Raw genomic sequence first — 16,300 nt, 5'->3', positions numbered from 1 at the left:
TCAGGTGAAATCACCCAGACCACTCTGCTCCGTGGATGTATCTTCCTCTTCATCTTGTTCATACTTCTCCATCTTGGCCTCTTGCTCTTTTGTCGCACTCTCGCAGTACCGGCGAATGAAGATATTCGCTAATTCTTGTGTTTGATCTAGCTCTTGCGATCCTTCTTGGATGTTCTCTTCACCCACATCTTGTACCAAGCCCATAAACCGAATTGCATACTCATCATCATCCTCATCGTTAGCCAAATTCGCACCACAGAGGAAATCCAGTGCTCGACGAATCCAGATTTCCCTCACTGTTCCATTATGCATATACTCGTTGACTCTCTCGGTCAGGCCACCAACAGAAACCTCAACGGAGATCTCCTTCTGCCCATTCGTCGCTTGCCACTTCTCGTACTGATCATCACTCAGATACTCCGGGAAGATCTTATGCCATAGGAACGTGGCAAGGTAAGGACCCGGTGGAGCATCATTGCAGATCGGCTTACGAACCTTGAACGGAGTGAAATGCTCCGGATAAACTTCGAGAGTCTGGTACTCCCCTTCTTCACCCAAAATAGAGCTTAATGAGTTCTCTGTATCCAAACCTTCATCCTGGAATTCAAATTCCAACTGGGTCACTCGTTGAAACTCGTACCGCGACATCAAGGCATCTTGATTGAACTGATACCTGATCAGAACTGGGTTGTTCGTGAAGTCAAACTCGTCTTCCTCTGTGATAATCCGTTGTAGTCGAGTTCCGATCTGCGGGGCTGATGACCCTTCGATAATGATGACGATGTCACAGGTATCCGGGACAGCATAGCTATCCTCTGCGTGTTTCAGAGCGAGGTCGTCGTCGTAGTTAGCGATTTGCTCCAGCTCTGAAAGAATAGCTCTCCGGTCGTCCGGAAACGTCCGTTTGATCTCACCAATAAGACCGTATGAGTCCTCGAAAAACAGTGTGAAATCGGGGGTTAGCGTCTTTTGGCTGGAGTCTAATGACGGGAATCTGTCGAAGTAGAATCGATCAAACTCTCCTGCATAAATGTGATTCAGCGAAGCTTCCCAGCATGAAACAATATCGACCGCAGTATCATAGACGCTGAATTCTTTCAATAGCTCTTCTCGACTATCAGAAGACAAGATCGTTCACCCCCCGACGAAATCTTCCACTCCGTAGCTGGACTCCTCTGTTAGCTCAACGGCACTTTCGTCCAGATCTCTGTACAGCTTGTCAGAGATCCGCATCAGGAAATTCGTCGAACCTCTGTAACTTGGGACGATTTTAATCGTCTTGGAGTCGGTCACGAAGACATCACAACTCGACCCATCGTTGAAATCAAGTACTGAGATGTGGGCGTACGGGTTCTTGTGGTAGACGGTTACGCTGGATCTGGACAAATCAGAGAGAGCAGTGATTAGGTCCTCGTTGTCTTTGGTGGACTGGAACACGGGGTTAGCAAACTGGATTTCAATCTCCTGGATGTCCCCAGTATCACGTGACCGCTCTTTGTCCGTGAAGAGTTCAGCCTTCTTTTGCCCAAAGCTGACGTAGTCGTCAAGCAGATAGTTGAAGAACAACTCGACGCTGCCGTCCGATAGGGTGGTTGTGCCGTCACGGGTGATCGTGGCCTCTAACTCGATTTCGTCTTCCGACATTGATTTGAAGACCAGCGAATCAACGTAGTTACCGCCATCACGAGCATCCCGGAATACCTCTGGATACGGCCTAGTCTTGTATGAAATCTCGCCCTCTTCTCTGTGGGAGTAAGCAACTGCTTGCGTAACGATTATTTTCGAATCAGGGCTTACAGACTCGCTGAAGAGATCCAAGACGGTTTCAAGATCTCTTGATGTTGCGTAAAATTCTGAAATGTGCGGTTCGCTCTTACTGATGACCCAACCTAAGCCACGATCAAAGAAATCGGAGTCATGGGCAGTCAGCGCTGTCCAAACCTGGGTATCTTCGTGGTTGAAGATAGCAAATGAACCCCTGACCGTTCGTCCCGATCTTTTGATTTCTCGTTCGACATCTACCTCGTAGTGATCACCGTGGTTAACAACTTCAACACTACTCTTGTTGAAACGGGTATTCAAGAACTCAAATTGGTCGATAGGATCTTCGTGTGCAACGATGGATTTGAAATATACTGAGGAGCGAGGATTTTCCTTCAGATATGACTCGATACCGCGACGAATCTGCGATAGCGAGCAGTCTGAGTAAGCTCCTAAATCGGAGCTCTCACCTAATCCGTACATTGAAATCGGTAGTCCGGTACCAGCTTTTTGTTTTCTACGCGAATACTCCAAACCTCTTGGAATAAATCTTTATCCCAAGGTATGACTCGTGTCTTTGTCCCTGGCCAGGGTGATTCTGTGATGTCCATCTTTCTGGCTATGTTATCGCGTTTTCACTATCTCTGTTTTCTGAGTGCCTGGCACACCTCTCAACGACGCGAACTCCATCCTGCAGGCAGCTCCCTTAATCAGCCAGTCGTTCATTCACTACTCCGTTGACCTGATGCAGAAGTTCCAAGAGATCATTCTCAGCGTTCACCCGGTACCGTTCTGGCGAGGAATCCTCAACGGGTTCAAGAACACCCAGTACCAGTAGGAGATCCAGATGCGTATACACGGATTGGCGACTGACGCCTGCTTTGTCAGCGAGTTCTGTCTTCGTGAATTCGGATCCGGGTAGTGCGTCCAGCAGTGCATCAAGGATATAGCCGACGCTTTCATTCTGCACGAGAATCCGCCATCCACTCGGGTATTCGTCGCGTAGTTCGTCTATTGAGAGGTCCTCAACGGAATCGGCGGGAGATTTGTGGCTTGACATAGTGTGTTCCAGGCGAAGGATACTCTGGTAGTTCTGTATTGATCCCAACGCGTGTTAAACCTATTGGACATCGGCGTCATCTTGGTTTGGATATTTATAAATATCGGCGGTACAGAGTTTCCCGTAATGTCGGATGCTGCGGCGAAGTTTGTCTGGAAATTGGCTCGCCGTCACTCATGGGGGTCACCTATCCCAGCTGAACAACTGATTCGCTTAGTAGCGGGAACAGAAGATCACGACGAACTCGCCCGTGTTCTCGAAAACGAGGTGCTTGAGCTCCCATTTATCGTACAGTCCTCGGATGGGATCCACATCCCAAACGGTCAAGACGCCCACGTCGAGGCAGCCAACTGGTTGCGAGAACAGACGGATTTCGCCGACTTCACAATCAAGGCGACATTATCGCGGCTTCCAAACGGTTGGCCAAACGACGAGTGAATGGAAATGATGTAGCTTCTGTTGTAACTATACTATGGCTCACTTCCACCCTCTATAACACGAGAAATTATTGACGCTGTGTCGTCATCAAGACGTTCCGGATTTACAACCAAGTTGTATATCCAGTTCGTGGAACAATTTTGCTCAATACGGGTCTTATACAGAAGTTCACCATAAGGGGTTAGTGACCACTCTGCTTCTGGATCTTCTCGCGTCACCGGACGATTCACTTCACTGGAATCCTTGTAAGAAAGTCGTCGAAGAACATGCGTCCTGCTATGTCGAGTGGCTTTTATTTCGTCAAAATTTTCAACATGCGTTTTGCCATTCTCTCCCAAGGAGCAGACAATTGAATCGAAGTCAACACTCCAAAGCTCACGACTCTGAATGTGAAACACGTCTTCTATCAGATCTTGAGCCAGGCGATCAATACTTCGGAGCCGGGTTTGATTTGCGAGCTTGGACACAATAGACTCGAAACCGGTTCGGCGAGCGTCTTCTGAAGTCGGGCTCTCACTCGGGGGGTCAGGATGTTCAGTTGGGTTAGGATCAGTTGATGAGGATAAGTCCGTGTAATCAAGTTCGACGGAAGTCTCGTCGACAATCTGGTCCCGTGTATACTCCTGTTGCTCTATTGGAGTGGGATCTGTTGATGAGGACATTTGCATATTCTCAAGGTGAGCGAGAGTCTCGTCGTCAATCCCGTGCCGCGTGTATTCCTGTAAAACAGCGGTAACTAAGGGTGGCGCGGGAGCAAATCCTTGTTCACGTAATATCTCCCGGATTTCGTTTCGCTCTTCTTGGAAACCATCATCTTCGTGGGCTTCTGTGCCGGCAGATACCAGCCGCGTCTCATAGTAGTCTTCCAACTCCCCGAATAACTCAACCAAATTCTGCGCTTCCCGTTCCCAGTCCCGGTCAGATTCCCCAACGAGCCCGATAATGAACCCCCAAACGAGCTCTGCCGGCACCTGTTCGTCGTGAATAAAACGGATTATACTGCCAACCTCGAAGCCGAGATCTAATTCCGGGTCTGATCGTTGGTAGGCTGTTCGGGCAATAGGCGACTCTCGAACCACCTGTGAGCGATTCGAAATCGAAAGAAGACCTTTCCAGATTTCATCCTCATATTCTTCCAGATAGCCGTGGTAGTATAATAGCGATATGTCGTCAATCAATTGCTGAACCCGATCAGGGAGTTTTTTCGCTTTAGGACCAATCCGCTCTTCCATCGGTGAGGGCGAGTCCTCGCCTGCATCTCCGGTCAGGAGAAATTGTTGTTGCATAGGGGCTAGGCTTCGCCGCTCACCAGCATCCATCTCATCCGGATCCCAGAGTGGGCCGTCCATGAGAGAAGTATATAAAGAACGTAGAAAAAGTAGTTTCGGGGTCACTCGAACCAGCTTCTAACCGGCTAGATGTGCGTGTATGCGACGTACAACAGTTCGTCAGCAGCAGCACGCGATAAACACGCAGCCGTTGGACGGTGGTCGCTCATGTCTGTAGACGACGATCTCTCAAGCGAGATCCAACGCGTCCTACACGAATACGGTGACTCGCTGGATCCACTCTCGTTCGATGAAGCAGTCGACCTGTTCTTGAAAAATAATGAATCGGAGCTCAAGCCTAGCACGCTCGGTGAGTATGAAGACGAATTAATTCGGTTCACGGATTACTGCGAGCGGAATGGTGTTGAGGATTCATCGGATCTTGCAGGCCGAATATTCCTGGAGTTCAAAATCTGGCGGCGCAACGAAGGCCACGACGAGGATGAACCACTCGGTAACAAAACCATGCGGGATGAGATGTATCTGTTGCGGAGCTTCACCCGATTCTTAGCATCGATCGACGCGGTGAGGCCCGGCCTGCACAGGAAAATAGAGATTCCCTCGTTGGATCCTGGTGATGGAAAGCGCGATATTGATTTCGCTGCCGAACGATTAGAAGCGATTCTTGATCACCTGGAAAAGTACGAATACGCAACCCGTGAACACGCTGTCTGGGTACTCTTCGCTGCGACAGGGCGGCGTCCCAGTGACCTCAGATCTCTTGACTGTGATGACGTATCTCTCGATAAAGAGAACCCGCACATTGACTTCCAGCATCGAGAGGGAGAAACACGCCTCAAAAACGGGAAAAATAGCGAGAACTCAGTCAGTATCAGTGACACTGCTGCTGAGGTACTCGGTGATTATATCGATGTGCACCGGATCGATATTGTCGAAGATGATCGTGAGCCTCTGCTAACAAGCACCTACGGTCGCCTATCGACGGGTACAATTCGGAAATATGTCTACAAGTGGAGTCGTCCGTGTATGATTGGGCAGGACTGTCCCGACGGCCGTGACGAGAATTCCTGCGAAGCTATGGAGTCGATTGACCAAGCTACCAAGTGCCCGTTCAGTAAACCACCTGTGGCACTCCGACACGGGTACATCTCGAACCTACGGCGAGAAGGCATCCCGCTTCACGTCATCAGTGATCGATGCGATGCCAGTGAAGACGTGATAGAAAAATACTACGAGGAAGTTGATGAGGATACGAAGCGGGAATTACGGCGGCAAGAACTCGAAAAAGCATCTGACGATCGCGGATACCTGTAGTCGCTGGTTCTCCCAAGGCGGTTTAATGACAGCTTCGCTCGTTACGTGTTCGTATTCGTATTTGCAGAGGCACGATAAAACCGTTCACAGGGCCGTTCCACCCTGTTCTTCGATGGTCAGTTGAAGAGTAGATCTGGCTAGTGAAGCGTTGGTGTATATTCTGGATTCGTTAACGAGATTCTCGAAGATGTTCTATTGCGGGTTCCCATTCCATAAACTCCTCTCCACATTCGCAGTACAGTACTGGCGCGTTCACATCCTCTCTTTGTAGGATTTCACGATTAACCGGTTCGACCTTATCCTCGGACTCGATATACTGATATTCGATCTCGACTCGCGCTGGCGCGTCTTCATATAATACGTGTTCAGTCATAGAAGGAACTTCACCACACGAGTATTTAGTCTGTCGTGAATCGGGCTCCCGCCATAGGCTGAGTTCACATTTACTACGGGACTGGTTAGAAGATTAATATATCACCCTGGGAATTGGCCTCTATATCTCTCCTATCGTAGTTACAGAGATGTACTTAAAGACGCGAAAGAATCTGGATTTGGAAATGTAATAAATCTGAATTTGCCAAAATTGCCAGGAACTTTTTGAATTTCTTCTTGGGCGCAATGTGTAACCATCAGTGCGATACTGACAAGGAGTGCGCCAAGAATACCGATACGACCCACAAAACTTCGGTTAGCGGGAAAGCCAGCACCGGGGCCTGGAGCGAAGTTGATTTTTCCAACCCAACTTCCGACGCATACCCACCAGCCTGGCTCGAACGTGAGCAATGGATGGGCCACCGCGATAAGCGCCCATTCGCACCCTGGGGCGTCCGCGATCACCCCGATGCTGCCCCAGACAAAGATGCTCGGTACAAGTGGAGCCTATCTGAGAACTACGTTGACGGTGAGAAGATTGCGATGGCGGAACACGACGAGCGGCTCGACGGCCGCGTCTTCTTACAGCAGGAAGATGATCCATTTGCATTCGTTGACGGTGACGATGTCCGCGATCCCGAAACCGGTGAGGTCCACCCAGCGTTCGTAGCGGTCCTCGAACATCTTGGTCTCACCTACGCGGACGTGTCGATCTCAGGCACGGGCATCCACGCGCCATACATCGCGTCTGATGGACTCCCACTCGACGGTACAACGCAGGCATCTTTTCCTCTAGATACTGAGCCTTGGGGGACGAACGAAGAGCTCCCGTCCATCGAAATTTACGCTGGCACACACGTCTGCGTAGCTACCGGCGACCACGTACGTGGGACGCCAACTGACATCCGTGAGTGGAACGCTGACGCGCTACGATCGATCTTGGAAGCTAACGGCTACGATGACGCGCTCAAGGTACAGCACGATACTGACCGCGACCGTGCTGATATTGACGACTACGAACCCGATGCCACGACCGCCGACGAAACGACCGAAGATGCCCGGGACGTGCTGGCCGCTGTCGACCAGCTCCGGCCACAGGATCTTTCTCTTAGGACTCGTCAGGTCGGGAGCGACTCAACCGGGTGGGAAACCTGGGATCCCAGTACGTACCGCCACTCAAGCGGGAAGGATTCACTCCACACTCCCGACCGCGAGATATTCTATGACCAGAAGAAAGGCGAAACATTCGGCGTTCTCAAGCTATTCGCGCTTGAGCAAGATACCCTGTCACGCCCCGGTGAACGCCTCGCCGGCAATAAGTGGTGGGAAGCCATCAAGAAAGCCCGTGAGGCCGGTGCACCGATCCCTGAGTACGTTGGCGGGCACGGGAAGGATGGTCAACCTATCGGGGTGCTACCGTCTGCTGATCGAGACCTCACGACTGCTGCTAGTGGCTGGGATTGGAAACACACCACCCAGCAGGATGAGGAGACGCTTACCATCAGCGAGGCACGTGATCGCACGACCAACGCAATCGCTGAAGCATATACAGAGCACGATCAGACGCTGGTTGAAGCGCTGCCCACGATGGGGAAATCCTACGGCGCTGTGAAAGCCGCTGCTGAGACTGGACAGCAGGTCACGATTCTCACTGGCCGCGGGCATAACGAGCAGTACAATCAGTTCAGAGAATGGTGCGACGAGTTCGGCCTGGATTACTACACGCTCCCGAGTTTCACTCGCCACTGTGATACTGCCAACGGCACGTACGGCAACGACTTGGCCGACACTGTTCGTAACTGGTATCAGCGCGGTGCAACCCCGAAAAAGATCCACAAGACCGCCGAGTATGTCCTTGATCACCCGCTTCCCTGCCAAGAAGACGAAGCCCGGACCTGCCCATATACCAGCAAATGGGATTTCGACCCGGACGAATTCGATGTCCTCATCGGGCACTACTCACACGCATATAAACCGAAAGTCACCACGGGCCGCGTCGTCGTCGTCGACGAATTCCCCGATACGTATGAAACGATCCTTCGCTCCAAGCTGCAAGGTGCTGTCTCCTACTGGCTTGACATCACGCCTGACGTTCCCTTTGACAGCTACACGGATCTCATCGAAAACCGCGATGATCAAGAACGACGAGGACAGGCACTCCTCTGGTTCAAACACAATTGTGTCGAACCTGACGAGATGCACGTCTTCGACGACGAGAAGGCGCACGCTGCCGCCCCAATCGCCGTTTACACACTCCTCGACAGCGAAGATCTCGGCAACGGATTCGAGTATACCCAAATCGACGACGTTGGAATTGGAGTTCACAATCGAGCAGCCGGGACTGTCTCATTCCTACACACGCCCAGCCTAGACTACGCCAGCAGCGTCGTCGGCCTTGATGGCACCCCGACGAAGCAGATGTGGGAACTCGCAGTCGGCGAGCGACTCACGCATCGACCAGTACTCAAAGACGAAGAGCGCACAGAGTACATCCGCGACGCTCTCAACCTCAATCTCGTGCGTACCACTGAGTACGTCAAGCCCTACAACCCTGATCCAGGATCTGCTGGCGATCGTATTGCTGTGGATAAAGACGCTGCACTGCTCGACGCAGTCGTCGAGAAACACGGGCAACGCCCGGCACTGATCACGACCACAACCGCACTCAACGAATACGACGATGCAGGGCTGATTGATCTGGACCGCAGCGCTCCAACCGGCGACCGCGTTACCGACGGCCCCGTAGACTGCGCCAAATGGTACGGCGATGTCCTCGGCAGTAACGAATTCGACGACACACGCCTCGGCGTCGTAATCGGTTCCAACCACTATGGTGACGGGTTCATCAAAAAGTGGGGGGCGTACGCTGGACAGGCCGTCGAACGGAACGGCGAGAAGGGTAGCGATCTCTCCTACGGTCAGTTCGGCGATAAGGTTCTCCTGCATATGCGTGAACACGATACGCTCCAGGCAGCGATGCGCTTCGGCCGCGACGGCAACGGCGCTGTCGTCTACGTCCACACGGACACGCTTCCCGAGTGGGTACCACTCGCCGGCGAGGGACGGGTCGTGACGACGTGGAGTGACGGGATGAAAGCCGTCGTGCAGGCGCTTGAGGATCTCGGCGAGGTGACTACCGCCGCCATCGTCGAACACCCGGCCGTCGATCTCTCACGGCAGCAGGTTTTCAAGCACCTCGAAACACTGCGTGAACGAGGCATCCTCAACCGCGAGCAGGATGACGAGGATGGCCGCCGGGTCGTGTGGCGCGACGACGGCCTGCATCGCCTCAGCGATCACGGTGACGTAGACCTCGACCCTGTCGAACTGGAAGAACTTGACGACGACGAGGAGCTTCGTCAACTAGCACGTAATAGTATCTATACGTGGAAGTTTACGAACCAAGACGGGGACAAGCCGAATCCCCGCGGCCAGTCCGGGCCTTCACCATCTGCTGATGATGGTCCCGGTGAGGCCAGGAGTAGTTCTACCTGAGGCGGCTAGTTGGTCCTGGTTAGATAGCACGTCAGTCGCTGGCTTCAGTAAGAGAGCGACAAAATATATTTCACGGACACTTTCGTAGAGGGTCGGGTGTCAATTATTCGCTCGACGCGTTACAGGACTTGGCTCACACAGCGCGTCAATTCTCGGCTTGAAGGTCTTGCAGAAGCAGCTAAAGGGGATCAAAGTCTTCGAGATGCGTATGATGCCGAGTTAACTAGTCATGGAAACAGCGAGGAGAAGATCGCTCGAAGCCATGAGGGACGGGAACTAATCGAGTTAATTCAAAATGCTCGGGATGCGATCCAGCCGTCTGGTCCGGGCCAGGTCTATGTCGGAATTCTTGACGAAGGAATCCTGGTAGCGAACACTGGCAAGCCATTCGATTTACTCGATGAAGATACGGAACGGGCGGTCAAAATGATTGGTGAGTCGAATAAAACGGATTTGGAAGATGATGACACGGCTGGTGTCGATATGGATTCTGATTCTGTCGGTCACATCGGAGTTGGACTCAAATCTACCGTTGCCGTCGGGGATGATTTTGAGGTCTGGTCAAGGCGACCTGGAGACTCAGAAACCCTACGCGTCAGGTATAGTCGAGCTTACATCACTGCAGCTGTCGCAGCACGGTTCGGTCATCAACTTCCGACCGAACTGAATCTTAGTGATGGACTGATAGGGCCGTACGCTAAAGCCGCTGCGAACGGCCTCTTTAACCCAGATCAACAGTTCGTCAATGACCCGATTCCCCTGAAAGACGATCTCGGCAAAGCACCTCTATTCTGGTTTCCGTGGCCGCTTGACCCGTCATCACCTGGCCCATCGAATTCAACGCTCGCGGACCGAGCGAATAAGCTGTTGACGGCACCGCAGGAAACCCTTTCACAGTTCGCAGAACCGCCTTCGGACCCATTCCGAACGGCCGTTTTTATCGAGTACAGGGACGATATGTGGCGGACGCTATTATCTGCGTTTGACATCCCAACGCCAATTGAATCGCCGGACGACCCGGCTGCAAGAGCGGATGAACTTTGGGAGAAGTTATCGTATTATGGCGATCGGGCAGAAGGGTTTGATCCGGAGACGCTCATCAACCTTGGAAAGATAGACGACTTGTATCTTGAGCGAATTCCTCAAGAATCGGCGAATGAAACCGAGCACTGGGATGTCACTGAGACGACGCCTCAACGGACAATCCCAGACGACGGGGTGAAGCATCGAAAGTTCGATGTGAAAATATCTACTGATAGTGGGAATCAGACGGTAACGTACGACAGTTACGCGGGAGAGTGGGACGGGACCGGAACGACGCGACCACGACTCGTTATTGAGCGTCCACGTACGGATGCAGATGGAATCGCGCGAGCAAGCTACCCGTTACATCTCTATTATCCGATTTCAGCAACAGACGATGCACTCCCGGTCTGTTTCCACGGTCGGTTCCGAGTGACGACAGAGCGGAAAGATCTGAGCAGGAGTAGTGCTGATCACAACAAGCGAGTCCTCAAGCACGGAGCAGAACTCTTCGGGCGGGTTGCGGGCGGAACAGCTATGCTTGCGTGTGATCCTGAGACAGCAGACCACTGGAATCGGTATCCGTGGCTGTTGCTTCCTGATACGGAATCAGATATGGAATATGTGCCCGAATCCCCCAAGGATACGGCTGATCTCATATCTTACTTCCGGCGACAAATCCTCGAACATCTGCGCGACACTGCTGCAGTTCCAACAGTAAACGGGCCGACAACTGTCGATAGTATCACACTATACCCGTCGAAACCCGTTTTCAAATCGTTCGCGGCAGCTGCTGAGATTGCAGATACCTCTGGGACGGCAGCTATAACGGCCGGGACAGATCCGGTTCCGACATTAGAGACACTCCGTGCTGCGTTGACGCTGCAGTCAAAACGAGGTGACTCAGAGCGCCGGCGTCAGCGATGGAAAGCTTTCGTTGGGGCAGAGCGAGCAACAGCAACGCTGAAAGATTGGGCACAATGGCTGGACTCCAACCTCACCGTCAACGAATCTTCACCGTCGAGTACAGGTGCCCCAACTAAAGTTGTCCACCATCGCCGTGGGAAGGACCTCTTCGGCGGGATGGTCGAACTCGTTGACAAGGCTGCTACTGAACTGGATACGTCGATTGCAAACGTGTTGAAAAAAGACTGGTTGGCGGACACGCTTCCAGGAGTATATTTACTCCCCTGTGAACGGGCGGACAGCGATGAAACAGTTGAACTTGTCCCAATTGAACCGAGTCCCAGCGGTCAAATTGAGCGGGGAACCCAATCAACACGAACCGTTCTCTGGGGATTAGACCGCGAGTCATTACCGTTTTCGTACCCCCCAGAACACGGGCAATTCGATGTGTTCTTTTTTGATCAAGAGTCGCAACGCGGGGCGACAGAAGTGCTGAGCGATGCTGGTAAGACCCGTACATGGGGTGTTCGTGAATATAATGACCTTCCGAATCTGTTCGAGGCACTCCTACAGACATTCAAACCACCGACACGTGACCTGGATCTCGGGAGCGTGGCTGCTCTCGCCACGCTTGTCTCAAACCTAGAGGTTGACTCCACAACACTGGGTCAAACCGAATTAGCCGTCGGGAGTCGCTCGCACTTCGTTAATGCCTTATCCAAGACCGATCGTCGCTCACTGCTTCGACTCCGACTCGGGGTCCGTCGATCCGCGATACGCGGACCTACCTTCCCCGACACAAAGCTATCTGATTTTTCACTCTCCGATTCCTGGCAGCAGCTCCGGCACAAAGCGCTTCAGGCCGCTACAACTGATTCAGGGGCCGGGGGCGACTCGAACACACTAGAGGAACCAGAATGGCAGTCCACCGGCGACTTTGACGCGTCTTCACTACCCGATCTAACGCAAGATGCTGATGCTTGGACGGGATTCCCTGAAGACCTGACTGAGACTGACACTCGCCGTGGACTTGCTCGTGCAATCTCCCTGCTCGGCGTCAGTAGTCTCCCCGGTATTCGATACCTGCCGTTCCACGGGGAAACACATCCGCCAGTTAACGAAGGAATCCCTCACTGGCATCCATCAGAATGGATCGATGAAGGTCTTCCGACGTGGGCAGTAAATCACAGAGAAAGTCTCCGGTTAGCAGTTGAGACAACCAATTACACACAGTACATTACGAGCTATAATCACCATCCCAGAGCAACGATCAATCATCTCGGCTGTGAAAAGGCCCCGACAACCGCAGACTCATCGCATCAGCAATCGTATCTTATCGGGTGGACATGGTTCGACCCTGCCCAGCTTTCAACACTGGAATCGAATCCAGAACGGACTCGGGCGCTTCTTGAGAGGTATAGTAACGAGTATCGTCAGAATCTGCTCACAACGAAGTGGCACTGCCGTCGGTATAATGGGTGTTCGATGAGGGACGCAACCGTCCCGACGGTCGCAAATCTACAGTTACGGCAACTGCCGATCTGGGACTCTATCGTGAAGGTAACGGATTCGCTTGAAGAGCAGCAAGCGTGGGAGTCAGAGCAATCTCAGCTTAGTTACGCTGTCATCCAGACCGAAGGCGGTGGGAGATCGGGGTGGCGACTGTTCCCACATATAGACCCTGACGGTGAGGATGTGTTGCTTAATGAGTCGCTCCTCGCTGAATTTGGTGTTGTTCCGCTTGGTGAAATTGACGTTACGGGCGCAGAACATCGACTTCAGCAGGTACAAGCGGTATTGGCCGATGTTAGTACAGATGAGTTCGACGAAATTGACGAACCAGTACCGCTCTCAATTCCGTCTTCACAGGTAGAAAATTGGAAGCGAGCGTACTCACAGCTACTTCGACCCATCCTTGATGCATGGGATACACCAGATGACGCTAACGCGGTTGATGCGAAATTAGATGAGCTATTATCCACACTCACGCATATTCCGCTGAAACGAGAGGGTGAGTGGTATACGGCGTCTATTGAATGGGTTCGTGACCACGGCGGATCTGCCGTCTGGCGGTATCCGCGTGAAAATCCTACCCGGTGGGTGAAAACAGCGCTCTCGATAGCCTATGAAGGCCAGCCAGGGTACCGTTTTGAGCATCCTGTACAACAAGCAGGGTTTGCTGAATTCGCTGATAAAGCGCTTGACATTCCATCAATCTCGGCCACGGAGCCGCAACTGTCTGCTGAGGAGTTCAATGCCCGAAAGCGCCCTACAACCGGATTTATCGGTCGTTCAAAACTACAGAGGTGGACTGATACGCTCCAGTCGCGTCTACCACTCCTTTTGGCGACTATCTCAGCACGTAGTCATAACCGTCTTGAGTCAGCGACGGAAACGCTGCGAACCGGAATTGACAACATAGCGGTCATAGAGCGGTTACCTGCCGATATTCGAGCGGATCTTTCTGATCCAAAATCAGTCACGTACCTTCTCCCAGATAGAGTGGAGTCCAACGGTGAACAGGCGCGAGGGATTGCTGTCGTTGCTTCCGAGGTAGATAGCCCGACTATCGGAGACCTTACTCAGGCGATCGCACTTCTCACGAAGCAGTTCGGGCACCTTGGAACAATCCAGCACGTGTTAGAAGCGGATGAGTATACTCAGGCGCGTCGTCGACTTGAAGGAACATTCCCCGTTGAGGATGCCGAACAGTTCCTTGAAGAACGTCGGCGAACCAACCTTCGAAACCGCCTCGAACTAGCTGCTGATTTGCTTGATTGGCTTGGCCACGAACGCCCCCCAGTTGAGGGGGCTGCAAAGCAGTTACAGGAGCGCTCAAACGAAGAGACTGATCTCTTCGAACGGCTTGGTAATGATGTCCGGAGTAGTGGTGAGGTTTCGGGACTCCCTGATGAGCTTCAAACATATCTTAACCGCTGCCGCAGTGTTGACCGACCAATCCGGGAAATAATTGCACTACTTTTCAATCCTGGATCTGAAGGAGTTTCAACGATCCGTGAACACATCACGGTACTCTCCTATGGAGATCGCAAACAGGCACTTATCGAATGGTTTGCCGTTCATTCACGTGAACTACCAGGTGATTTTGTCCCCTCAGAGATCGCCAGTCAGTGTCGTCGGCTATCTCAAATCGACGCTGTCTGGGTTGAGACGGACTCGGAGTTCGTCCAATCGCCAGTTGATTGGCATAATGCAGTAGAAGAGAAGGAGACGACGCTAGCGTGGCACGAGGAGCTACCGGAATACGCTTCCGCCGAGGATTTCGGGACGTACTGGCTGGACCTCTGCAAAGATGATCGCGCTACTGCATTAGCCGACCGCCTTCACTCACAGCTCACAAATGAACTCCCGGATCACACAGCGGCAGCTGTCCGCGCATACATCATTGACGGCGAACCACTACCATCGCCAACGGAGTCGTCCCCTGATCACAAAGAACGAGCCTTCGCTTCTGCGACAAACTATCTCCGCGAAAATGAGATCTCTTCATTAGAGATTATTGATGATGAGTCAGTGTCTGCTAGCGTCGCTCCTGATAGCTCTGATTCAACAACAGCAACTGGTGGTACTGGCGGGCAACCGCAATCCTTCACTGGCAGAGGCGAACTTGCTGAGGTCGCTGTCACACTCGAAATCCTAACGCGAACCGCCGCGTGGTTAGAAGCGGACGCAGAACACGAAGACATACTCATTGACCAATTCAAGGATCTGTATCTAACGCAGACCAAAGACGGAGACGATGCTATCGACTATAAATGGCATACTGAAGGTCGTTGGAACCGCGATCTTCTCCCACTCCTCAACCAGGACTCAGAGCAGCTCTTGAACGAGTTCATCAATTGGCAGTCAACGATTCCAACTAGTGGCTCTCTTGCCGATCTCGCATCCGTTTCATTGCTTGACGTGTCGGGTGAACAAGGCCCAGGATTCGACATCATTGACCCAGTAACACGAGACGGGACCTCGTTTTCACCACGCCCGGTTGAGATCAAATCCGTCGCAACCACTAATCCACCATTCAACATCCGTCTATCGACGAACGAGTATCAGCAGTGTAAGCTCCACGTCAGTCAGTCAGATCACCCCTACATACTACGTATTGTCTACGTCCCATCGGACGACCCAACAATCGCAGCGTCTAAAGACGTTGCAACGTATCAGATCACGAGTGTTGACGAACTCAGAACCCTCGTTGGAGAGCCATTTGATATGCAGGTGCGCAGCGGGTATCTACGGCCCACACTCGACGAAAAGTGAACGCACTCGAAGTTGATATTTTGCTGAAAGCTAATCTGTCGCGTCTGCGGAATTAGGAAGCCTCATCAAGCCACTCTCCCAGTGACGACGAGGATCTTCGTCAACTGGCACGTAATGGTATCTATACGTGGGAGTTTACGAACCGTGACGAAGGCGAGCCGACGCCCGGCGGTCAGTCTGGGTATTCACCAGCAGCTGGGGATGGTCACGGTGAGATCAGAGATAGCATCACACGACAAGGCTGGTTGATCCCAGCTTGGAAGTGGCTTAATCGCTGGCATCAGTAGCGTGACGGCCAGTTTGGATTCTATTTGCTGACCCTATCCACCCTGAGCGGACGAGTTTTCATTACTATCCGTTCCAA

At 52.3% G+C, this 16,300-nt stretch carries 8 protein-coding genes; 4 read left to right on the top strand and 4 right to left on the bottom strand.

Annotation, left to right across the window (positions count from 1 at the left end):
• The 3 genes from RJT48_RS03615 to RJT48_RS03605 all read right to left on the bottom strand — a co-directional run bounded on the left by RJT48_RS03615 (position 1) and on the right by RJT48_RS03605 (position 2,821).
• Complete coding sequence (locus RJT48_RS03615; RefSeq protein ID WP_311170882.1) at positions 1-1,101, bottom strand: hypothetical protein; 1,101 nt, start codon at positions 1,099-1,101, stop codon at positions 1-3.
• A 33-nt stretch (positions 1,102-1,134) separates the two neighbouring features.
• Positions 1,135-2,244 (bottom strand): hypothetical protein, encoded by a 1,110-nt coding sequence (locus tag RJT48_RS03610; RefSeq protein WP_311170881.1) that lies wholly within the window; start codon positions 2,242-2,244, stop codon positions 1,135-1,137.
• 223 nt (positions 2,245-2,467) lie between these two features.
• The gene (locus RJT48_RS03605) at positions 2,468-2,821 is read right to left on the bottom strand and encodes an ArsR family transcriptional regulator (RefSeq protein ID WP_311170880.1); all 354 of its coding nucleotides are present in this window, start codon (positions 2,819-2,821) and stop codon (positions 2,468-2,470) included.
• 126 nt (positions 2,822-2,947) lie between these two features.
• On the opposite strand from RJT48_RS03605, the gene RJT48_RS03600 reads away from it, so the two are divergent.
• Entirely contained in the window at positions 2,948-3,259 is a 312-nt protein-coding gene (locus tag RJT48_RS03600; RefSeq protein WP_311170879.1) for a hypothetical protein, read from the top strand.
• 32 nt (positions 3,260-3,291) lie between these two features.
• On the opposite strand, the gene RJT48_RS03595 is transcribed toward RJT48_RS03600, so the two are convergent.
• On the bottom strand, positions 3,292-4,608 hold the full coding sequence (locus RJT48_RS03595; RefSeq protein WP_311170878.1) for a hypothetical protein: 1,317 nt from the start codon (positions 4,606-4,608) through the stop codon (positions 3,292-3,294).
• A gap of 147 nt (positions 4,609-4,755) precedes the next feature.
• Between RJT48_RS03595 and RJT48_RS03590 the strand changes: the two genes are divergently transcribed.
• From RJT48_RS03590 to RJT48_RS03580, 3 genes are all read left to right on the top strand, one after another.
• Positions 4,756-5,862 (top strand): tyrosine-type recombinase/integrase, encoded by a 1,107-nt coding sequence (locus tag RJT48_RS03590; RefSeq protein ID WP_311170877.1) that lies wholly within the window; start codon positions 4,756-4,758, stop codon positions 5,860-5,862.
• Between the two features lie 786 nt (positions 5,863-6,648).
• Positions 6,649-9,729, top strand: coding sequence for a hypothetical protein (locus RJT48_RS03585; protein WP_311170876.1), 3,081 nt, complete (start codon positions 6,649-6,651; stop codon positions 9,727-9,729).
• Positions 9,730-9,825: 96 nt separating this feature from the next.
• Entirely contained in the window at positions 9,826-15,936 is a 6,111-nt protein-coding gene (locus RJT48_RS03580) for a sacsin N-terminal ATP-binding-like domain-containing protein (RefSeq protein ID WP_311170875.1), read from the top strand.
• Positions 15,937-16,300: the final 364 nt, after the last annotated feature.

It is taken from the genome of Halobellus ordinarius (assembly GCF_031823395.1).
In the GTDB taxonomy this organism is placed as follows: domain Archaea; phylum Halobacteriota; class Halobacteria; order Halobacteriales; family Haloferacaceae; genus Haloquadratum; species Haloquadratum ordinarius.
Note: the sequence above shows the minus strand (reverse complement) of the source record. Positions and strands in the feature narration are given on the sequence as shown.

Bases quoted from the DNA above. Each gene is read 5' to 3' on its own strand.
- RJT48_RS03585 (WP_311170876.1), top strand. From the start codon at position 6,649: ATGGGCCACCGCGATAAGCGCCCATTCGCACCCTGGGGCGTCCGCGAT.
- RJT48_RS03605 (WP_311170880.1), bottom strand. From the start codon at position 2,821: ATGTCAAGCCACAAATCTCCCGCCGATTCCGTTGAGGACCTCTCAATA.
- RJT48_RS03600 (WP_311170879.1), top strand. From the start codon at position 2,948: ATGTCGGATGCTGCGGCGAAGTTTGTCTGGAAATTGGCTCGCCGTCAC.
- RJT48_RS03595 (WP_311170878.1), bottom strand. From the start codon at position 4,608: ATGGACGGCCCACTCTGGGATCCGGATGAGATGGATGCTGGTGAGCGG.
- RJT48_RS03590 (WP_311170877.1), top strand. From the start codon at position 4,756: ATGTCTGTAGACGACGATCTCTCAAGCGAGATCCAACGCGTCCTACAC.
- RJT48_RS03610 (WP_311170881.1), bottom strand. From the start codon at position 2,244: ATGTACGGATTAGGTGAGAGCTCCGATTTAGGAGCTTACTCAGACTGC.